Raw genomic sequence first — 20,617 nt, forward strand, 5'->3', positions numbered from 1 at the left:
ACCTACATGAGGCGGTGAGATATGGTGCATGCCGGTCGGAAATCCGGGGCGCCCACCTTTCTACACCAGCAATAACCTGGCTGATGACAGACATCGTCACCAACCCACTCAACCGGGGTTCATTGCTCGCTAGATGCTGGCGGAGGATGCCCGCCGTACCAGCAGCGGGGTTTCGCCGCTGATGCGGGCCACGTCGAGCTTGAGCTGGTCAATGCGTGACGGGTCCTGTTCGCACAGATAGAGGACGTAGTGGGGCTCGCCATCGCGGTTCTTTTTCACCGCCTCAAAGGTGACGTTCTGCTGGCGCGCCCAGCGGCGCCACTTCTCGACGTTATCCGCCTGTTTGTAGACGCCGATCTTCAGCTTGGCTGGCTTCTGGCCAGGAGCAGCTACCGGCAGCGGGATGGTGGTCTCGCGCTGCGGAAAGGCCAGCTCCATGGCATAGAGGGGGTCGGGCTGATCCATGGCGGCCACGCCAAACTCAGCCAGTGGCTGCGGCTCGTTGACCACCAGAGGAAGTGCCGCAAGGTGCAAGCGGGCAATAAAAACCAGCGAGGCCACCAGCGCCAGGCTGGTACAGATCAGCGCCCCGACCAGCTTGTTGCTGGCGCGAGCAGGCAGTGGCTGCGTAACCGGCACCACCACAATCGGCGGAGCTGACAGTGAAGTGGTGCCTGATTGAAACGAGGGGAGCGGCAGCTCAGCAAGCACAGGCGCGATGGGCGGCTCGCAGGGTGCCTCACGCGCAGGCTCGGCAGGCGGCACAGTCTCAGGTTCGTCAGACGGCATCTGCGGGATCTGGCGTTCAGGCATGGACAGCAGGGATTTGTTGGTCGGTTTCACTCTTTCGATTCCACATTCGGCAACTGGCGCAGGGTTGTCAGCGGCAGGTGCCAAATCCGGCCACCAGCTCGGCGCTGGCAGCCATTATCCCGCCCCCCCTTGTACCGGAGCTTAAGGAGCGGTCGATTTTCGCGCGGCCGGTGCTGCGCAAACCTCCTGCTCCATTGCGCCAGACGACAAGCGGGCCAACCTGTGCCACTGCTATGATGCTGACTCCTGTTCATCAACGACCGAGATATCATGAAACGCAAAACCATGGCCCTACTGGTGGGCACCCATCTGCTGGTCGCGGCGGCAGGCTTTGCCGCCGGTGTCTATACCCTGCCAATCCTGATCGCACCCTCTGCCCCCAGCAGTGAGCAGGTTGCGGCCAGCCAGCAACAAGCCAGATACCACGGCACCTTTCGCCGGGATCTGAAAGAGAGCGACCGGCTGCACTGGGGCGAAGGCCAGGTGAGCATAGGGCCAGATGCCATCAGCCTGATGGGCAAGCTGGCGCCGGGGCCCGATTACCAGCTCTATCTGTCGCCGGAATTTGTCGAAACCGAAGCGGACTTTGCCCGCCTGAAGCCACAAATGGTGCGGGTCGGGCCGGTGAAAACCTTCGACAACTTTATCGTGCCGCTCCCCGCCAATATCGATCCGGCCCGCTACGACAGCGTGATCGTCTGGTGCGAAACCTTCGGCCAATTCATCACAGCCGCCCGCTATCGGCAGTAGATGCCATGCCCGCTTCCCGCCGTCATGAGCCAGCCGATCAAAGAGGAGGTTTCTTCTCCCGCGACACTCCAATACAAAAGGCGCCAACAGGTGCCTTTTGATGATCGGTAGCGGCGAGCCGCACCGACCCCATTGCACGGAACACCTTACTCCACCGGCGCCATCAGGTGCTGGTAGGGGGTGCCAGACCACATGATATAGGGTATCGAGGTGTCAGGAGCGGCACCTTTCGGGTACTGATCGTAGAAGGCGTCATCCGCCCCGACAACCATCACGTGGGGCCCGGTCTGCAACCAGTGATTGCTGGTGGTGGGCTGGGTGGCGTAAGGATCTGTGTTGCTGGCATCGGTGCCACCCTTGAGCATGTACATAAAGCCGATCTTGCCTTTGGGCGGGGTCTGATGGCCGATCCAGGCGTGAGCCCAGGCCATCGCCGCCGCATCCATGCACATGGGGTCCGGCCCCGGCGTGGCCGGGTTGTCGGGCATGCAGGTAAAACCGTTGCTGCCTTCCCGCAGGGTACGCATCTTGCCATCGGCGCCCATGGCGACAATGGTGGCGCCGGCACCGACCCTGGTGGGGGCCGCCGCCATGGCGCTGGTGATCATCGCCTCGTCCGTCATCGCCGCAGCGCCGGCCATCTCTTCGGCCTGCACCAGGCCGGCCAGGGTGATGGCCGCGAGTGCTCCAAGGGTGGACATGTGCTTGCACATAACGTCTGTCTCCCGGTTGATTGGATAGATCACGCGCGGCCTGACTACCATGGCGGCCGTGCTGCCGGGCAGCAGCTGTCTGGTGGGGGACGGAGTGATCGGAAGGTGGCGCCATGGGGTCGCAGCCCGGGGGCGTGCGGTGGGCCGCCGACGTCATCTGTCTGACTATAGTCCCTCCAGCTCCCTGCGCCGGATGGCGCAAAAAACAAGGCGCCACCCGGGCGCCTTGTCATAGGGTGAGGACAAAAAACTAGCCCATGTAGACCGGCAGCAGACCCGCCATGTTGAGCAGATGGAAGAGGGCGGTCAGCACACCGAACAGCAAGACGCCCACTATCATCGGCATGCCGCCCGGCGCGCGGAAGCCATCGCCTTTGCCGCCTTGCTCGCCCTTGCCGGTACGCACCTTCCAGGCCAGCAGCGCGGGTATGATGCAGGTCCACAGGGTGGCCACGGCGCCGGCGTAGCCGATGGCCATCAGGAAGCCGAACGGGAACAGCAGGGAGAGCAGCAGCGGCGGCAGGAAGGTGGCCGCCCACGACTTGGCGCGGCCACCGCGGCCGTTGTCGAACTTGAACAGATCCGCCAGATAGTCGAACACCCCCAGACCCACACCGATAAAGGAGGAGAGGATGGCGGCCATGGAGAAGAGGTTGAGGGCGCTGGAGACGGCCTCCGACTCTATCACCGAGGCCAGCGCCTTGAGCAGCACATCGACGTTGCCGCCCTGGGCCACCACGGGTCCGAACTCGCTGCGCGGCAGGTTGCCGAACACGCTCACCAGCCAGATGAGGTAGAACAGCAGCGCTATGGCGGTGCCGCCGAGGATGGCGTAACGGGCGCGGCGCTCTTCACCGTAGTAGGCGCGCATGGACGACACCGAATGGTGATAGCCGAACGAGGTGAGCGCCACCGGCAGCATGGCCAGGGCATAGGGGGCATAGCTGGCGTGCTGGCTCAGGGTATCGAACAGCAGGGTCGGCTTGATGTTGAGCGACAGGCCCGAGATGCAGAACACGAAGCTCAGCCCCATGGCGATGACCAGCACCACTGAGATGCGATCCACCGCCCGGGTCGAGTGCCACACCAGGCCGGAGAAGCCCAGGGTGAACAGGATGGATCCCCAGTGGCTGCCGATGCCGGTCATGCCATCTATGATGAGGCCGGCCGAGGTGATGTAGGCGTAGAGCAGTATGCCGCCGACAAAGTAGACGGTGAGGTTGTTGAGGACGTTGACCTTGTCCCCCAGCAGTTCGCGGGTGACGGTATCGAACGACACGCGCAGCGGATAGCCCTGATAGGACTCCAGCAGCATCCAGCCGGAAACCGTCATCACCACCATGGTCAGGGTGATGGCCAGCACCGACCAGATGGTCCAGGCGCCCGCCCCGGCACTCGGCAAGCCCAGCATGCCGGCCCCTACACAGACGCCGGCAATGATGCATGCCCCGCCCACCAAAGATGGTTTCTGTCCCATTTACTTCTCCAAAGACGATTGTGGATCTGGTCGCGACCGCGGACCGTTGCATTTGCTACGCCGGTTGTCATGGTAGATCGCGCTCATCTATGTGCCGGCGCCCAGTGCTTGTTGCTTCGAAAGCGAAGCAAGGCGGTTAAGGCGGGCTGCCGGCCCGACACGGCAGCAGGGCCGCCATGTCGGGCAGGGACTTTACCCTGCTACCCCTCAGGTATCAAATGCGGGTGTATCTTCAGAGCGCCCGGCGGCCCCTCAACAGGCAGCCTGCAACTGGCGCATCGGCACTCAATGAGCCAGTTGGGGCAACAGCTGCAGCAGCTGGGCGCGATCCGCCAGCGGCGTCTGGCTGACCCAGATACCCAGCAGGCCGTAGGAGAGCAGCGGCAATATCAACAACAGCAGGCAGAGCAGACCCAGCAGCCAGCGGGGCTCAAGCCTGCGCGCCTTGCTGCCAAGGTGCAGCGCATCGGCCCGCTTGGGGCAGGCGGCGACGCAGCTCAGGCAGCTGGTGCACTCCAGGCTGCGTACCGCGATCAGCTGGTGCACCTGGATGCGGGAGGGACAGGCCCGGCTGCACTTGTCGCAGTCATGGCCAGCACTTCGCAGGCAGCGCGCCGGATCCCGGCGAATGCGCAGCGGTGTCAGCAGGCCGAGTAAAGACAGCCAGGCGCCGTAGGGGCAGAGGTAGCGGCAGAACCCTTGCCGGAAGGTGGCGGTGAGCAGCAGCACCCAACCGAGGCAGAGGCCCGAGATCAGGGTCAGGTTGAAGAAGAAGGCCCCCATCTTCATGTCCGCCGCCTGATGGTAGGGGCTGGTGAAGTAGCCGGGCAGGGCGGCTCCTGGCACCGCGATCAGCACGATAAACAGCAGGAAAGCCAGCACCAGGAATTTCTGGGAACGCAGCACGGCATCGAGCCAGCGCGGCGGCGTCCACTCCCCCACTATCCATCGGCTGCGCAGGCCGTGCAGCCACTCGCCCACCAGCCCGAGCGGGCAGAACCAGGCGCAGAAGGCCCGCCCCAGCAGCAGGGCCGACAGGCAGAGCACCAGTACCGTGATGGTCGCCGCCGGATGATGGGGATCCACTATGCCCTGACTGAGCCAGGCCCGCAGCCCGAGCCCGCCGGCGATGGGCAGGAAGCCGTCCACCACGTCCGGGCGCATCAGCCAGGGGGTCTCCCCCTGCCCCAGCTGCCAGATATGGATGCCGTACTGCACAGTCACCAGCCCCCAGCAGAGCAGCAGCAGCTGGCGTGTGCGCGCCCGCAACCACTGGCTGTCGAGCGTCTCGAGGGCGGGCAGCGGCCGCCGGTGGTGCCAGAGGGCAAGCGCGACGACCACCAGCCCCAGCGCGAACCAAAGCAGGCTGTCCGCCGCCACCAGCCAGATCAGGCCCAGCAGGCCGAGGGCAAGACGCCACTGCCAACCGGTGCGCGCCTGCCACCCCAACAGGGCCAGATAGACCAGGCCAGCCACCATGGTCATCGCTTCAATCAGGCTCATGCATCTCCCTCATAGCACTCATTCGGATAAGGGGGCAGGATAACGAACATCTGAGTTGATTATTTTGATCTGCATGGGCAGAGGGGGACATTCGCGCCCAATGCCCCCTGGCCAGGGTTGAACCTTATGCCTTGCGGCTGTTGAACAGCGGCTGGTCCGACGAACCCTGCTCGGCCCAGAAGTGGATGTTGAAGCGGGCATCCTCCGACAGCTCGACCCTGTGCCAGTACTGGGGCGGGCTGGTGGCAAACTGGCCGGCATGGATCACCAGGCTTATCTCAGGCTCCTCGGCCTGCTCGTTGGCAAAGCCGTGGTAGGTGACGGTTCCCTCCATCACGCAGAGCTGACCGAAGACGCCGGCTGCCGTGTTGTGATGGGTGAGCAGGGCTGCGGGTACGCTCTGGCGGGTGAAGAAGGGGGTGGAGCGACGCACTACCCAGTGAGACGGAATCAGTTGCATGGCCATATCAGTTCTCCTCGAGTGGCCGGGTCACCCCGGCCGGTGCAATGAAAGGGGTTAACGGGGCAGCTGACGCAGCAGCGGGAAGGCGGCACTCATCTGATCGCCCCCCACCACGAAGCCGCACAGCTCGCCATCCTCGCCGTGCGCCTCGGCCACCATGCCGTGGCTGTTCCAGCGGCACTGCCAGGCGAGATCCTCGCCCTTGGTGCGGCCCGCCAGCTGCAAGGGGTAACGCGGCGTCTTCACCTTCACCAGCATGGGCGGCAGGGTCAGCGGGATCGGCGTGCCAAGCAGGGTGCGCGCCAGCGCATTGGCCCCCAGCACTATGGGTTGCAGGAAGGGCAGCAGCTGGCCCCGCCACTGCACGCAATCACCCAGTGCGAAGATATGGGGATCGCTGGTCTGCAAGTTGTCGTCGACCAGGATGCCGCGCTCCACCTCCAGCCCGGCCCCCCGGGCCAGGGCCAGATTCGGCCGCAGGCCGATCGCGGCGATCACCAGATCCTGCTCGCTGGTGCGGCCATCGGTCAGGGTCACCCGCCAGCCGTCGCCGGGCTGGGCATCTATCCTGGCGATGCCCAGCCCGAATTGCAGGCTGACCCCCTGACTGCGCAGCGCCTGTTGCAGCGGAGGGGTCAGGGCGGCCGGCAACAGGGCGCTGAGCGGGCTGTCGGCCAGATCCAGCAGGATGACCTCGCGACCATCGCTCGCCATGTCCATCGCCAGCTCGCAGCCTATGAGGCCGGCCCCCAGCACCAGGATGCGGCGGGCCTGCTGGATTAGCCCCTCGGCGGCGGCGTACTCCTGCTGGCTGTTGAGGGTCACCAGATGCTCGCTGCCCGGCATCTCGGGGCGCGCCGCGCTGGCGCCGGTGGCCAGCACCAGCTGGCCATAGGGGAAGCTGCCCTGCTCGGTCAGCACCAGCCGCCGGACGGGATCTATGCCAAGCACGGGGCAATGGGGCAGCAGCGCGATGCGCTGCTGCTCGGCAAAGTCGCTGCCGCTCTGCCGGGTCATGGCCGCGGCAGCGCAGCCCCGGCTTACCACATGGCTCAAGTCCGGCTTGTTGTACTCGTCGCCGCTGTCGGCCGTGATGAGGCGGATGGGCTGTTCACCATCCAGCTTGCGCAGGCTCTTGACCAGCTGCTGGGCGGCGAAGCCGCTGCCGATCACCACTATTTCCCGGCTGATGCCGGCCTCATTCAGGGTTGCAGCGTTCATACACAGGCCTCCACGGCGCAGGGTTCGAATACCTCCTTGCCGATGCCGCAGCCGGGGCAGAGGAAGCTGTCAGGCACCTGGGCCCAGGGAGTGCCCGGTGCCACCAGCTGATCCGGCTCGCCCAGTGCCGGGTCATAGACCCACTGGCAGACGACGCAGAGCATGCTCTGCTCATCGTCCAGCGTGCTGGCGGCCGGGGTGGCGACACGCGCCACCGGCACCTCGATCACGGGCGCCGTCACTGCGGCGTTATTTGTGATGATCGGGCGGGGTGCCTCGAGTGGGTGCAGCGCCCACTGGCGGGCGAGCTGGCGGCCGTGCTCGCGGCATTCGGCCAGGGCCGAACCATCCGGGCGCCACTTGGCCTTGAGGGAGATGCTGATGTCGAAACCCGCATCCATCAGCCGGGTCTGGATCCGGTCCACGGCGCCACCGGTCCAGCCGTAGCTGCCGAAGGCCGAGGCACGTTTGTTACGGAACCGCAGGCCGGTGATCTCCTCCAGCATGCCCGCCACCTTGGGCATCATGACGTTGTTCATGGTGGAGGAGCCCACCAGAATGCCCTTGGAGCGGAACACCTGGGTCAGGATCTCGTTCTTGTCGTGGCGGGCCACGTTGAAGATCTTCACCGCCACGCCCGGGTCCACCTCGTGGATGCCCTGGGCGATGGCGTCGGCCATCATGCGGGTGTTGTTGGACATGGAGTCGTAGAACAATGTGATGCGGTCTTCCTGATAGTGGTCGGCCCACTCCAGGTATTTCAGGATGATCTGGGTGGGGTCCTCGCGCCAGACGATGCCGTGGGAGGTGGCCACCATGCTCACCGGCAGGTTGAAGCCCAGCACTTCCTTGATCTTGGCGGTCACCAGCGGGCTGAAGGGGGTCAGTATGTTGGCGTAGTAGCGCTGGCACTGCTCCATCAGCTCAACCTGATCCACCTCGTCGTTGAACAGGTGCTCGTCGCAGTAGTGCTGGCCGAAGGCGTCGTTGGAGAAGAGCACGGCGTCCTCAGTCATGTAGGTCATCATGCTGTCTGGCCAGTGCAGCATGGGGGTCTCGATAAACACCAGCTGCTTGCCGTTGCCTATGTCCAGGCTGTCCCCTGTCTTGACCGGGTGGAAGTTCCACTCCGGGTGGTGATGGTGGCCTGTGATGGAGTCGATGGCGTTGTGGGTGCAGTAGATGGGGGTGCCTGGGATCCGGGCCATCAGCTCGGTCAGGGCGCCGGCGTGATCCTCCTCGGCGTGGTTGATCACCACGAAGTCGATGGAAGCGAGATCGATCTCCGCCGCCAGGTTCTGCACGAACTCGCGGCTGAACTTGTGATCGACGGTATCGATCAGCACGTTCTTCCCTTCGCGGATGAGATAGCTGTTGTAGCTGGTGCCCTTGTGGGTCTTGTACTCGGTGCCGTGGAAGTCGCGTACCTCCCAGTCCCGTTGGCCGACCCAGTGAATGTTATTTTTGACGTGAATGCTCATCAAGTTGTTCCTCAGAATGCAATAGCGAATGTGCGACTAAACGGACTATTGCAGTTGACGTGCCAACTCATAACTTATTGTTTTTACTAGACACACACATAGAGTGTTGTCATTTAGACAGCCACTCTTTATAGTCAAAACCACAAACACACTGTCATTTGGACAATCACCGTGATCTCGACCGACAGCCTGGCGCGCATCGCCCTCGACCTGCAACTCGGCATCTCCCATCAGGACAGGTTCCACCGCCTGATCCAGAGCGTGCGCAGCCTGCTGCACTCGGACGCCTCGGCCCTGCTGCGCTACGAGGGGGGCCAGTTCATCCCGCTGGCCATCGACGGCCTGATGCAGGACGTGCTGGGGCGCCGCTTCGCGCTGGCGGACCATCCGCGCATGGAGGCCATAGCCCGGGCCGGCGACGTGGTGCGCTTCCCCGCCGACAGCAACCTGCCCGACCCCTATGACGGCCTGATCCCGGATCACGACGACTTCAGGGTGCACGCCTGCGTCGGCCTGCCACTGTTTTCGGATCAGACGCTGATCGGCGCCCTGACCATAGACGGCATGAATCCGACCCAGTTCGACGGCATCAGCGACGAGGAGCTGCGGCTGGTGGGCGCCCTGGCCGCCGCCGCCCTCAGCAACGCCCTGCTGCTGGAACGCCTCGCCCGCCAGAGCAGCGAACCCCTCGCCCCCTCCAGCCAGAATGGGCCGGGCCAGCCCGAGATGATAGGCCGCTCCCCCGCCATGGAGCGGCTGCGCCATGAGATAGCCGTGGTGGCGAGCTCGGAGCTGAACGTGCTGATCCTGGGGGAGACGGGGGTCGGCAAGGAGCTGATCGCCAAGGCGGTGCATCAGGGTTCACCCCGCGCCAGCGCGCCCCTGGTCTATCTCAACTGCGCCGCCCTGCCGGAATCGGTGGCGGAGAGCGAGCTGTTCGGCCACGTGAAGGGGGCCTTCACCGGCGCCATTCACAACCGGGCGGGCAAGTTCGAGCTGGCCGACAAGGGCACCCTGTTCCTGGACGAGATCGGCGAGCTCTCCCTGCCGCTGCAGGCCAAGCTGCTGCGGGTGCTGCAATACGGCGATCTGCAGCGCATCGGTGATGACACCCCGCTCAAGGTGAACGTGCGCATCCTGGCCGCCACCAACCGGGATCTGAAACAGGCGGTGGTCGAGGGGCAGTTTCGAAGCGATCTCTACCACCGGCTGAGCGTCTTCCCGATCCATGCCCCCGCCCTGCGGGAGCGACCGGACGACATACCCCTGCTTGCCGGTTATTTTTGCGAACGCTGCCGGGTCAGCCTGGGGCTGGAGCGGTTGCGCATCCAGCCCAGGGCGCTGCAACTGCTCGCCAGCTACGACTGGCCGGGCAATGTGCGGGAGCTGGAGCACGCCATCCACAGGGCCGCCGTGCTGGCGCGGGCCGAGCAGGGCAGTCAGGCCCCCGCGCTGGATTGCCACCACTTCAACCTGGCGGCCACCGGCGCCCCCTCATCCAGTCGCATCCCTGTGGAACAGGCGGTGCAGCCAATGGCAGGCATGGGGCTGCGCACGGCCACAGATGCCTTCCAGCTCCAGCTGATCGAGCAGACCCTGGCGGCCCAGCAGGGCAACTGGGCCGCCACCGCCCGTGTCCTGGAGCTCGACAGCGGCAACCTGCACCGCCTAGCCAGACGGCTCGGGCTCAAGGCCTGATGCAAAGACTTGACCCCCATAAACAAAAACCCCCTCGGTGACGAGGGGGTTTTTCGTGGTGCCGACTATCGCCGTGCAATACAGCGTGGCGGTCAGCGCAGGGATTTGACCGAGCAGCGGACGATAAGCTCGGGCTCTACCGTCATTGACTCGACATCCAGCTCTTTGTTGCGGATCCGGCTGACCAGATGCTTGACCGCCAACAGACCGAGTTCGGCCTTGGGATGACGGATGGTGGTCAGCGGCGGGCTGGAGAAGCGGGCCATCGCCACATCGTCGTAGCCGATCACAGAGATGTCATCAGGCACCTTGACCCCGGCTTCCCAAGCGGCACAGATAGCCCCGATTGCCATCGGATCGTCGAACGCGAACACCGCGGTCGGCCGGGGCTGCAAGGCCAGGATACGCTGCATGGCATCGAAGCCGCTCTGGCTCTCGTAATCCCCTTCAAAGATCTGTTCATCTTTGAGGGTCAGACCGTGCTCGCCCAAGGCGTCGCGCACCCCGTCCAGTCGCTGCTGGGTGGTCTCTTTAGAGACCTGACCAGTGATACAGACGATATCGGTGTGCCCCAGTTCCAGCAGATGGCGAACAGCCATGCCGGCACCGATGCGAGCGTTATCGTTGATCACGTTGGCGAAATCGCACTCCGTACCCCAATCCAGCACCACCTGTGGCACATGTTTGTGGATGCGCAACATATCGCGCAACGGAGTATCAATATCAGTACCCAATACCAGCAGGCCATCCACCCGTTTTTCCATCAGCATTCTCAAGTAATGCTGCTGGCGGGGCGGCTGGTTTTCGGTGTTGCAGAGGATCAGGCTGTAGCCTTGTTCGAAGCAGTACGCTTCGACCCCTTGCACCACTTCGGCAAAGAAGGGGTTTACGCTGGTGGTCACCAGCATGCCAATGGTCTTGGTCGAATTGATTTTTAGACTGCGCGCTACCGAGTTGGGCGCGTAGTTGAGTTCTGCCACCGCCTCAATCACTTTCTGGGTCGCGTCTTCGCTGACCCGCCGAGTGTGGTTGAGCACATGTGAGACGGTGGAGATGGATACGCCTGCGCGAGAGGCGACATCCTTGATAGTGGCCATCTCAGTCTCCTGACTGTCAAAGGCGGAACATTAGCAGATTTCCCGAATAAAGGCTTGGTTTTAACGGGCTCGGCCACGGAATTGTCAATGCTGGCTAATCTATGCGCCCATTTGTATTTGCGCAAATTAATTGTGGTCAAAATGGGAGCGCCATCAGGGTAAATTATCACCAGATTAATCCTCTGGCGTTTAACGAACCAGCAACTGGTTGCCAAGATGTTAAGTGTCTAAATCGATATTAAATTCTAAACCAACAAAAATAACGGTTCATTAGTTTCAAAACACCCCCATCCAACCCCCTCTGGTTAGTATCTTTAACAGCTTGTTATTGTCCCGTGAGGAATGATAGAACCTTATCTACTGCCGGACATGTGGGATCAAGATCCGGAACAAGGTACGGAAATGAAATAATTCACTGATTAAGGGACGAATCAATGCATAAGTTGAGCAAAATAACAGTAAGCGCAGCGGTTTCTTTGGCTCTGTTTGGATCGATTTCCATCGCCAATGCAGCAGACACCATCAAGATCGGTATCGCCGGTCCGGTCACTGGTCCGGTCGCTCAATACGGCGACATGCAGTTCACCGGCGGCAAGATGGCGGTAGAGCAGATCAACAAGGCTGGCGGCATCGCTGGCAAGCAGATTGAGGCGATCGTCTATGACGATGCCTGCGACCCCAAGCAAGCGGTGGCAGTCGCCAACAAGGTGGTGAACGACGGCGTCAAGTTCGTGGTGGGTCACCTCTGTTCCGACAACACCCTGCCCGCCTCCGACATCTATGAAGACGAGGGGATCCTGATGATTACCCCCGCCTCCACCAACCCCAAGATCACCGAGCGCGGTTACCAGCTGACCTTGCGTACCATTGGTCTGGATAGCGATCAGGGCCCGACCGCCGCCAAATACATCATCGAGCAGGTCAAGCCCCAGCGCGTCGCTGTTATCCACGACAAGAAGCAGTACGGCGAAGGGATCGCCTCCAGCGTCAAGGCCTCGCTCGACAAGGCGGGCGTCAAAGTGGTGGCCTTTGAAGGGATCACCGCCGGTGACAAGGACTTCTCCGCCCTGATCGCCAAGCTGCAGAAAGAGAACGTCGATTTCGTCTATTACGGCGGTTATCACCCGGAGTTGGGGCTGATCCTGCGCCAATCTGCCGAGAAGGGGCTGAAAGCCAAGTTTATGGGCCCGGAAGGGGTGGGTAACAAGGATATCTCCGCCATCGGCGGCCCGGCGTCCGAAGGACTGCTGGTCACCCTGCCGAACAAGTACGATCTGGTCCCTGCCAACGCCCCGCTGGTTGCGGCATTCAAGGCCAAGGGTCAGGACTCTTCCGGTCCGTTCGTCTGGACTACCTATGCTGCGGTGCAAACCCTGGCAGCCGGTATCGCCAAAGCGGGTGAAGATGACCCGGCCGCCGTTGCAGCCGCCATCAAGGCAACCCCGATCGATACCGTGATGGGCAACCTGAACTGGGCACCGAACGGTGACCTGAAAGGCTTCGAATTCGGGGTGTTCCAGTGGCACGCTGACGGTACCTCCAGCCAAGTCAAATAATCTGCCGATTTGGGGGTGAGCCTCACTCACCCCCTCCTCTCTTTGCGGGCAAGTACAGGGAACGCAGTATGTCCGAACACCTCCTTTATCTGGTTCAGCAGCTGCTGAACGGATTAACCATAGGCAGCACCTATGCGTTGATCGCCATCGGCTACACCATGGTCTATGGCATCATCGGCATGATCAACTTCGCCCACGGCGAGGTTTACATGATCGGCTCCTATGTCGCTTTCATGGTGATGGCGGGGCTCATGATGATGGGCATCGACAGCACCTTTCTACTGCTGGGGGGCGCCTTCCTGGTCAGTATCGTCATCACCGGCACCTATGGCTGGAGCATCGAGCGGGTCGCCTATCGGCCGCTGCGCGGTGGTAACCGGCTGATCCCCCTCATCTCCGCTATCGGCATGTCGATCTTCTTGCAGAACATGATGCGGATGGCCCAAGGCTCGCGGGATATCGCCATGCCCACCCTGATCTCCGGTGGTTGGACCCTGGGGGGCGAGGATGGTTTTCAGGCCAGCCTCTCTTACATGCAGCTGATCATCTTCGTGGTGACCTTCATCACCATGCTGGCGCTGACCCAGTTCATCAACCGCTCCCGCATGGGCCGCGCCTGCCGCGCCTGTTCAGAAGATATCAAGATGGCCAACCTGCTGGGGATCGACACCCACGTGGTCATCTCCATCACCTTCGTGCTGGGGGCCGCGCTGGCCGCCATCGCCGGGGTGCTGCTCGGCATGTATTACGGCGTCATCAACCCCTACCTCGGCTTTATGGCCGGCCTGAAAGCCTTCACGGCGGCGGTATTGGGTGGCATCGGCAGCATTCCGGGCGCCGTACTCGGTGGCCTGCTGCTGGGGGTGGTTGAAGCGCTCACCGCCGGTTATCTCAGCACCGAATACAAGGATGTGATGGCGTTTGCCCTGCTTATCTTTGTGCTGCTGTTTATGCCCACCGGCATTCTGGGTCGCCCGGAGGTAGAAAAAGTATGATGAAACATCCATTCACTCATGCAGATACCACCACTCAGATACTGCTCTCTCTGCCCAGCAGCGGCACCCGGGGTCGCCTGCAACGTTCGGAGGTGAAGGCATGAAAAGCCAATTCATCCACGCCAGCATCGCCAGTCTGGTGTTACTGGTGCTCTCCTTCTGGCTGCTCGGCTTTCGTTTTGAGTCAGAGGGGGGTCAATTACTGATCGTCAGTCGCCTCGATGTATCGCTGGCCTGGTTGCTGGGCGGCGCCACCCTGGTGTTCTGGTTCCAGCTGATGCGCGGCCAGATCAGTCGGCTGTTCCACTCCTCCATCAGTGGCTTCTCGGTCGGCTTCACCAAGCTGGTGCTGCCAAGTCAGGAAGAGGCGCCTCGGCTCTATAACACCACTGCTGTGCTGGTGCTGCTGTTTGCGGTGCTCTGGCCCTTTATGGCCTCGCGCGGTGCAATCGATCTGGCTACCCTCACCCTGATTTACATCATGCTGGGGCTGGGGCTGAACGTAGTGGTCGGCCTCGCCGGTCTGCTCGATCTCGGCTATGTCGGCTTCTATGCGGTCGGCGCTTACAGCTATGCCCTGCTCAACACCTATTTCGGTCTGAGCTTTTGGGAGTGCCTGCCTATCGCCGGGATGATGGCCGCCACCTTCGGCTTCCTGCTGGGTTTTCCGGTGCTGCGGCTACGGGGGGATTATCTGGCCATCGTCACCCTGGGCTTTGGCGAGATCATCCGTATCCTGCTCAACAATATGACCTCCCTGACCGGCGGCCCGAACGGGATCTCCGGCATCCCGAAACCGACCCTGGCCGGGTTGGAGTTCAACCGCACCGTCAAGGATGGCGGCTGGGAGACTTTCCACGAATTTTTTGGCATCACCTATAACGCCAACCACAAGGTGATCTTTCTCTACCTGATGGCGCTGCTGCTGGTAGTGGCGACCCTGTTCGTCATCAACCGCTTGCTGCGGATGCCGCTCGGCCGCGCCTGGGAAGCGCTGCGGGAAGACGAGATCGCCTGCAAATCACTGGGGCTCAACCCCACCATCATCAAGCTGACCGCCTTCACCATAGGCGCCACCTTTGCCGGTTTCGCCGGTAGCTTCTTCGCCTCGCGGCAGGGCTTTATCAGCCCGGAATCCTTCGTCTTTATCGAGTCGGCCATAGTGCTCGCTATCGTCGTGCTGGGGGGCATGGGCTCCCAGATCGGGGTGGTGCTGGCCGCCATCGTGATGACGGTGCTGCCGGAGCTGGCCCGTGAATTCAACGAGTACCGCATGCTGATGTTCGGCCTGTTGATGGTGTTCATGATGATCTGGCGGCCACAAGGATTGCTGCCGATGACCCGTCCGCATCTGGAGTTGAAGAAATGAGTACACATCAGAAGTTGTTAGAAGTCTCTGATCTGTCGATGCGCTTTGGGGGCCTGTTGGCAGTCAACGGGGTCAAACTGGATATCGACAAGGGCGAGGTGATCTCCATCATCGGCCCTAACGGCGCGGGCAAGACCACCATCTTCAACTGCCTGACCGGCTTCTACAGCCCAAGCGGCGGCACCATCCGCTACAAGGGTGAGGAGATCCAGGGGCTGCCCGGCCACCTCATCGCTCGCAAGGGGATAGTGCGAACCTTCCAGCATGTGCGGCTGTTCAAGGAGATGACGGCGGTGGAGAACCTGCTGGTCGCCCAGCACCAGCACCTCAACACTAACTTTATCGCCGGTCTGTTCAAGACCCCTGCCTTTCGCCGGGCGGAGCAAGAGGGGCTGGAGCGAGCCGCGTTCTGGCTGGAGAAGGTGGGGCTCACGGATCTTGCCAACCGCGCCGCAGGCAATCTGGCCTACGGTCAGCAGCGCCGCCTCGAGATCGCCCGCTGCATGGCAGCCCGGCCCGAGCTGCTGATGCTGGATGAACCGGCTGCAGGCCTGAACCCGAAAGAGACCGACGAGCTGGATGAATTGATCACCTCTTTGCGGGACGAATTCGGCGTCTCTGTGCTGCTGATCGAGCACGATATGAAGCTGGTGATGGGCATCTCCAACCGCATCTTCGTGGTCAATCAGGGCACACCGCTGGCCCACGGCAAGCCGGATGAGATCCGCAACAATCCGGCAGTGATCAAGGCCTATCTGGGCGAGTCGTAAGGAAAACAAGATGTTAGAACTTCGCAACGTATCGACCCACTACGGCAAAATTCAGGCGCTGCACGATGTCAGCGTCGAGGTAAAAGAGGGGGAGATCGTCACCCTGATCGGTGCCAACGGCGCTGGCAAGACTACCTTGCTGATGACCCTCTGTGGTGAACCCAAGCCCAGCAGCGGCTCCATCTGGTTTGAAGGTGAACAGATCAGCTCCCTCACCACCGCCCGCATCATGCGCAAGGATATCGCCGTGGTGCCGGAAGGGCGCCGCATCTTCGCCCGCCTGACGGTGGAGGAGAACCTGTTGATGGGGGCCTTCTTTGTCGACAAGGCCGAACAGCCCGCCCTGCTGGATCAGGTGTTCACCCTGTTCCCGCGGCTGCACGAACGGCTGCAACAGCGGGCGGGCACCATGTCCGGCGGCGAGCAACAGATGCTGGCCATCGGCCGCGCCCTGATGAGCAAGCCGCGCCTGCTGCTGCTGGATGAACCCTCGCTGGGGCTGGCCCCCATCATCATCCAGCAGATCTTCGACACCATAGAGCAGCTGCGCCAGAAGGGGATGACCATCTTCCTGGTGGAGCAGAACGCCAACCAGGCGCTCAAGCTGGCCGATCGCGGCTATGTGCTGGAGAACGGCCACGTGGTGTTGCAAGACACGGGCGCCGCCCTGCTGGCCAACCCGGCGGTACGGCAGGCTTATCTCGGTGGCTGAGCCTGGAACGGCGCTGACATAACGACAAGGGAGCCGCTGGCTCCCTTATCTTTTGTGGGGTTAGTTTGCGCCCCTGCTTGCGGTACACTGACCGGCAATCAACCTATTCGCAGGACATTTCAATGGACCAGTTTGCCCATATCAGTGCCCATGATGCTCACCAAAAACTGAGCGCCGGTGATGCTCGACTGGTGGATATTCGCGACCCGCAATCGTTCGAAACGGCCCATGCGGTCGGCGCTTATCACCTCACCAACGGCTCCCTGGTGCGCTTCATGAATGAAGTGGATTTCGATACCCCGGTCATCGTGATGTGCTATCACGGCAACAGCAGTCAGGGAGCCGCCCAGTATCTGCTGCAACAGGGCTATGACGAGGTCTACAGCATGGATGGCGGCTTCGAGGCGTGGCGCCGGGAGTTTCCCATCGAGGCAGGCGAGGCATGATCCAGCTGCTGGTGCTCGACAACGCCCGTATGGCGCAGGCGCTGGTGGACTATCTGGCGACCCTGGGCATCTCCTGCGAACTGACCCAGTCAGAGCTGGGGGTCACCATCTGGCTGGCAGACGAGCAGCGCCTCGCCCAAGCCCAGCTGGAGGTGAAGCGTTTCCTGACTGAACCAAACCACCCGCGCTATATGGAAGCCTCCTGGCAGTCTGGCCAAGCCAATGCCCGCATTGACTACAGCAAGGGGATGATGGATCCGGTCACCGATTTTCTCCATCAAGCAGGGCCACTGACCCTGGTAGTGATCATCGCCTGTCTGGCCATCTACGGGATCGATGCCATCGGCCTGCCAATCTTCAACGAGCTGGCGTTCCACCCGACCTTGACCCAATTCACCGACTGGCAGGCATGGCGCTATTTCACCCCCGCCCTGATCCACTTCTCGGTGCTCCATCTGGTGTTCAACTTGCTGTGGTGGTGGTATCTGGGAGGCCAGATCGAACAACGCCTTGGTAGCGGCAAGCTGCTGATCTTGCTGCTGATCGGGGCGGCCTTGCCCAATATCGCCGAGTTCTTCGTCAGCGGCCCGCTGTTTGGCGGCCTCTCCGGCGTGGTCTATGCCCTGCTCGGCTACTGCTGGCTGCGCAGCAAGCTGCAACCGGCCTGCGGCCTCACTCTGCCACCGGCACTGATGGGCTTTATGCTGTTCTGGCTGGTGCTCGGTTTCTTCGACATGCTCGGTGCCAAAACCGCCAATATGGCTCATCTGGTCGGCCTGCTGGTCGGCCTGCTGCAAGGCTGGCTGGATAGAAATCACCAACCTGCCTGAGATGTGCAAGCTGCCTGCAGAAACAACAACGCCGCCCCAAAGGGCGGCGTTTTTTTACGCGCCGGGCAGTTACTGCTTGATCAGGGTGTCGTCGCTCACCTTGACCACCGCACCGCCACTCATAAAGAAGCTGGCGAACTGGGTCTGGATCTCGGTGGTGACCGCGCCAGCCTGATCGAAGTTCTCGTCAGGGGCCAGCAGCGAGCTATGGCCCCCTTTCAGGAAGCGTGCAGCATGGTGACCTGCCGGGATCACGCCAGAACCCTTCAGCTCTTGCAAACCCAGCACCCGGAACAGCGGCTCGGTCCCACCCAGCGGCGCGAAGGCGATGCTGTTGGGGATCACCTGATCCGGCAAGCTGAGCGCACCATCGCCAACAATTTCGGTGGCGAACAGCGGGAAGCTCTTGGCGACGCCACTGCCCAGATTGATCGGGTCGGCAGAGTCCAGCACTGACTGGGCGGCAAAGGTATAGCTCTGCAACGAGCTCGCCGCACCCGCCTGAGTGGCCGCATCCAGACTGGGCAGGAACTCGTTGACGAAGCAGTTAGCGGCAGCCGTTTTGCAGTTCGGTGCATAGGCGGTAAAGCCCGCTTTCAGCTCCGGACTGCCCGAGGTGAGTACGCTCATCTTGATGGTCGGCCCGAAGCTCGGCGAGTTGAGCAGCAGCGGCGCTATGCCGCCACCCGGCATCGCCAGACCGCCGGTATCAAACTTGAACAGGGCATCAGCCTGGGCACTGCCGGTGGTTTGGTTGGCTACTGCCAGCAGATTGGCTCCGGCAATGGCCCCCAGCGAGTGGCCGAGGAAATGCACCTTCAGACCGGCACCGCCCAGTTGGCCACCCAGCCCCCTGGCATTGGCCAGGCCGACTGCCAGTCGCAGCCCCAGCAGATCGGCCACGCTCTGTTTCAGGTTGTCCCGCGCCACCGTCAGATACCCCAGATTCAGGTAAGGAGTCGGGTTTTCGGAGGTGGTGACGGTATCTTTGCTGCCACTCAGGGCATAACCACGCTCACCGTGCAGCGGATGATCGATCACCACCACAGCGACACTTTTACTGGCACTCAAACCTGCGCCAATCTGCCCCAGCGCCAGCGCATAGGCGTTCTCCTTGATGGAGGTGACCCCGTGCTGATAGATGATCACATCGGTGACATTGGCCAGTGGCCCGGCGGCAAAGATCCGCAGCGGTACCGATTGCACTTCGGTCAGGGTCGGCAGCGGGTTGAAGCGGCCGATATTGCGCTCGGCATCCAGCGGCTTGCCGCCAGAGGTGATAGTCACTCCGATCAGTTTGCTCGCCTCGGTCAGCAGTGCACTCTGACGGCTCGGGTCGGCCATCATCTCACCCAGCAGCGCCGGATCCACCCCCGCCCCGACCAATCCACCGATCACCTCGGTATCGCCCGCTTTCAGGGCGTTGGCGATGGCATAGAGGCTGGGAATAGCACCGTGCCAGGATTGGGTCTTGGCCTTGTCCCAGGAACCGGCTATCGCTGGGGTTGAGAGGAAGTAAGGGAGCTTGACGGTTCCGCTATATACGCTAGTGATGCCCGCAAGCCCTGTCAGACCCGCTGCAGCAATACCCGCTTTAATCGCCTGCTTGGTTTTAGCTGGAAGCAAAAGCTCCGACACCCCATCAAGAGCATCCATAAATAAAGGGGCTGTCGGGCTCCAGCTAGCCACATAGGTACCTGGCAGGCTGGTATTGCCTTTGGCATCCTGTTTCCACAGCGATGCGGCATCCAGGCTCGGGCTCTTCAGCACGGCAGCGGCGGCACTCTTCACCGCCAGCAGCACATCAGGACCAGATTGGGTGGCAAACCAGTCGGAGAAGATCACCCGATCGCTGGTAATCCCGGTGGCCGCCTTGAACAACCCCTCCTGCAGTGTAATCAGGCTGCTGATAGTCTGCTCCTGCGTGGTCGTGCCTGCGGTCGATTTGAAGTTGCTGTAATCGCCCCCCGCCTTGAGCGGCGTGCCACGACTGTCCTTGAGGGAGTCGGTCGCCACGATCATGTAGTAAGAGGAGGGATTGAGCGGCTTGAGCGGTACCAGATTGAGTTTGCCGCCGCCATTGCTCACCACAAAGTCGGTGCCATAGGTCAGAGGCTTGTTGTTCTTCACTCCGACGGGTCGCTGAGTTACCGGATCCAGCACCAGCTCCAGCAGATAGAGTGGCGCAACGGCAGATGCGTACTCGCTGGCTGCCGGTGCAGGCACAGATACGCCGGTCACGGTTGCCGGTACCAACTGGACAGGCTGCGTCGTTGACCAGCCATCCAGGGTAGAGAGGGCAGACACCGGATTGGCGAGATCCTGCGTCTCTGTTGAAAACTTCAGGGTACCGTCGCTGGCACGGGGAGCCAGCACGCTCGGGCGAATCCCGTTGGCGCCACTCAGGGCATAGTCGAGGGAGCTGGTGGTATCTCCCTTGTTGTCATCCCCACCACATCCGGCCAGCAGGGCGCTGAGCACAGCGGCATAAATTAGCTTCTTCTTCATTTTTTGTTCTCTTTATAGGTTGTTGTCCATCACAAGCCAACGAAGCATTCACCGCTTCGACCGCACAAAGTTAACATAAAACCAACAATCGACGAGACTCATGTTGGTCATCTTTCGCTCAGGTTTGTGGCGAAAATCAAGGTTTTACGTCAACAAGGGGGCGCAAGGGTAACAACAGCGGAGGATTAACCAGACCCGACCAGCCAGCAGCCATC

Annotated in this window: 18 protein-coding genes; 9 read left to right on the top strand and 9 right to left on the bottom strand. The window is 61.9% G+C overall.

From position 1 onward, the window contains the following. Nucleotides 1–129: 129 nt before the first annotated feature. Nucleotides 130–843 carry a hypothetical protein gene (locus tag CK911_RS16850; protein ID WP_098971394.1) on the bottom strand — a complete coding sequence of 238 codons (714 nt, stop codon included), beginning with the start codon at nt 841–843 and terminating at the stop codon, nt 130–132. 240 nt (nt 844–1,083) lie between these two features. Here CK911_RS16850 and CK911_RS16855 point away from each other — a divergent pair, with 240 nt between their 5' ends. Then, entirely contained in the window at nt 1,084–1,563 is a 480-nt protein-coding gene (locus CK911_RS16855) for a DM13 domain-containing protein (protein WP_098971396.1), read from the top strand. Nucleotides 1,564–1,709: 146 nt separating this feature from the next. Here the strand turns inward: CK911_RS16855 and CK911_RS16860 are convergent, their stop codons facing one another. From CK911_RS16860 to norV, 6 genes are all read right to left on the bottom strand, one after another. Next, nucleotides 1,710–2,276: a hypothetical protein gene (locus CK911_RS16860; RefSeq protein WP_253860339.1), complete on the bottom strand. Its 567-nt coding sequence runs from the start codon at nt 2,274–2,276 to the stop codon at nt 1,710–1,712. Nucleotides 2,277–2,526: 250 nt separating this feature from the next. Beyond that, nucleotides 2,527–3,753 carry an aromatic amino acid transporter gene (locus tag CK911_RS16865; RefSeq protein WP_098971398.1) on the bottom strand — a complete coding sequence of 409 codons (1,227 nt, stop codon included), beginning with the start codon at nt 3,751–3,753 and terminating at the stop codon, nt 2,527–2,529. 285 nt (nt 3,754–4,038) lie between these two features. Beyond that, nucleotides 4,039–5,256: a 4Fe-4S binding protein gene (locus tag CK911_RS16870; protein ID WP_098971400.1), complete on the bottom strand. Its 1,218-nt coding sequence runs from the start codon at nt 5,254–5,256 to the stop codon at nt 4,039–4,041. 124 nt (nt 5,257–5,380) lie between these two features. Further along, nucleotides 5,381–5,722 carry a DUF1971 domain-containing protein gene (locus CK911_RS16875; protein WP_098971402.1) on the bottom strand — a complete coding sequence of 114 codons (342 nt, stop codon included), beginning with the start codon at nt 5,720–5,722 and terminating at the stop codon, nt 5,381–5,383. Nucleotides 5,723–5,773: 51 nt separating this feature from the next. Further along, nucleotides 5,774–6,940: an NADH:flavorubredoxin reductase NorW gene (norW, locus tag CK911_RS16880; protein ID WP_098971405.1), complete on the bottom strand. Its 1,167-nt coding sequence runs from the start codon at nt 6,938–6,940 to the stop codon at nt 5,774–5,776. Then, nucleotides 6,937–8,421 (bottom strand): anaerobic nitric oxide reductase flavorubredoxin, encoded by a 1,485-nt coding sequence (gene norV, locus CK911_RS16885; RefSeq protein ID WP_098971407.1) that lies wholly within the window; start codon nt 8,419–8,421, stop codon nt 6,937–6,939. Before norV ends, norW begins: the two co-directional genes overlap by 4 nt. A 171-nt stretch (nt 8,422–8,592) precedes the next feature. On the opposite strand from norV, the gene norR reads away from it, so the two are divergent. Next, a complete protein-coding gene (gene norR, locus CK911_RS16890) occupies nt 8,593–10,119 on the top strand; it encodes a nitric oxide reductase transcriptional regulator NorR (RefSeq protein WP_098971409.1) in 1,527 nt (508 codons plus the stop codon). A gap of 92 nt (nt 10,120–10,211) precedes the next feature. Here norR and CK911_RS16895 read toward each other — a convergent pair whose 3' ends face one another. Beyond that, a complete protein-coding gene (locus CK911_RS16895; RefSeq protein WP_098971412.1) occupies nt 10,212–11,216 on the bottom strand; it encodes a substrate-binding domain-containing protein in 1,005 nt (334 codons plus the stop codon). A gap of 434 nt (nt 11,217–11,650) precedes the next feature. Here CK911_RS16895 and CK911_RS16900 point away from each other — a divergent pair, with 434 nt between their 5' ends. The 7 genes from CK911_RS16900 to glpG all read left to right on the top strand — a co-directional run bounded on the left by CK911_RS16900 (nt 11,651) and on the right by glpG (nt 17,894). Beyond that, on the top strand, nt 11,651–12,772 hold the full coding sequence (locus tag CK911_RS16900) for a branched-chain amino acid ABC transporter substrate-binding protein (RefSeq protein ID WP_042021088.1): 1,122 nt from the start codon (nt 11,651–11,653) through the stop codon (nt 12,770–12,772). A 68-nt stretch (nt 12,773–12,840) separates the two neighbouring features. Beyond that, nucleotides 12,841–13,767, top strand: coding sequence for a high-affinity branched-chain amino acid ABC transporter permease LivH (livH, locus tag CK911_RS16905; protein WP_042021090.1), 927 nt, complete (start codon nt 12,841–12,843; stop codon nt 13,765–13,767). Nucleotides 13,768–13,867: 100 nt separating this feature from the next. Continuing rightward, a complete protein-coding gene (locus CK911_RS16910; protein ID WP_042021092.1) occupies nt 13,868–15,136 on the top strand; it encodes a high-affinity branched-chain amino acid ABC transporter permease LivM in 1,269 nt (422 codons plus the stop codon). Then, on the top strand, nt 15,133–15,906 hold the full coding sequence (gene livG / locus CK911_RS16915) for a high-affinity branched-chain amino acid ABC transporter ATP-binding protein LivG (protein ID WP_098971414.1): 774 nt from the start codon (nt 15,133–15,135) through the stop codon (nt 15,904–15,906). The genes CK911_RS16910 and livG overlap by 4 nt, the downstream gene beginning before the upstream one ends. Nucleotides 15,907–15,916: 10 nt before the next feature. After that, nucleotides 15,917–16,618, top strand: coding sequence for an ABC transporter ATP-binding protein (locus CK911_RS16920; protein WP_042021096.1), 702 nt, complete (start codon nt 15,917–15,919; stop codon nt 16,616–16,618). A gap of 122 nt (nt 16,619–16,740) precedes the next feature. Then, nucleotides 16,741–17,064 (top strand): thiosulfate sulfurtransferase GlpE, encoded by a 324-nt coding sequence (gene glpE, locus CK911_RS16925; protein WP_068979270.1) that lies wholly within the window; start codon nt 16,741–16,743, stop codon nt 17,062–17,064. Then, nucleotides 17,061–17,894, top strand: coding sequence for a rhomboid family intramembrane serine protease GlpG (glpG, locus tag CK911_RS16930; protein WP_068979269.1), 834 nt, complete (start codon nt 17,061–17,063; stop codon nt 17,892–17,894). Before glpE ends, glpG begins: the two co-directional genes overlap by 4 nt. Nucleotides 17,895–17,963: 69 nt before the next feature. On the opposite strand, the gene CK911_RS16935 is transcribed toward glpG, so the two are convergent. Then, on the bottom strand, nt 17,964–20,402 hold the full coding sequence (locus CK911_RS16935; protein WP_098971416.1) for a VolA/Pla-1 family phospholipase: 2,439 nt from the start codon (nt 20,400–20,402) through the stop codon (nt 17,964–17,966). Nucleotides 20,403–20,617 lie beyond the last annotated feature (215 nt).

The sequence above is a fragment of the Aeromonas sp. CU5 genome (assembly GCF_002586745.1).
GTDB classification, from domain to species: domain Bacteria; phylum Pseudomonadota; class Gammaproteobacteria; order Enterobacterales; family Aeromonadaceae; genus Aeromonas; species Aeromonas sobria.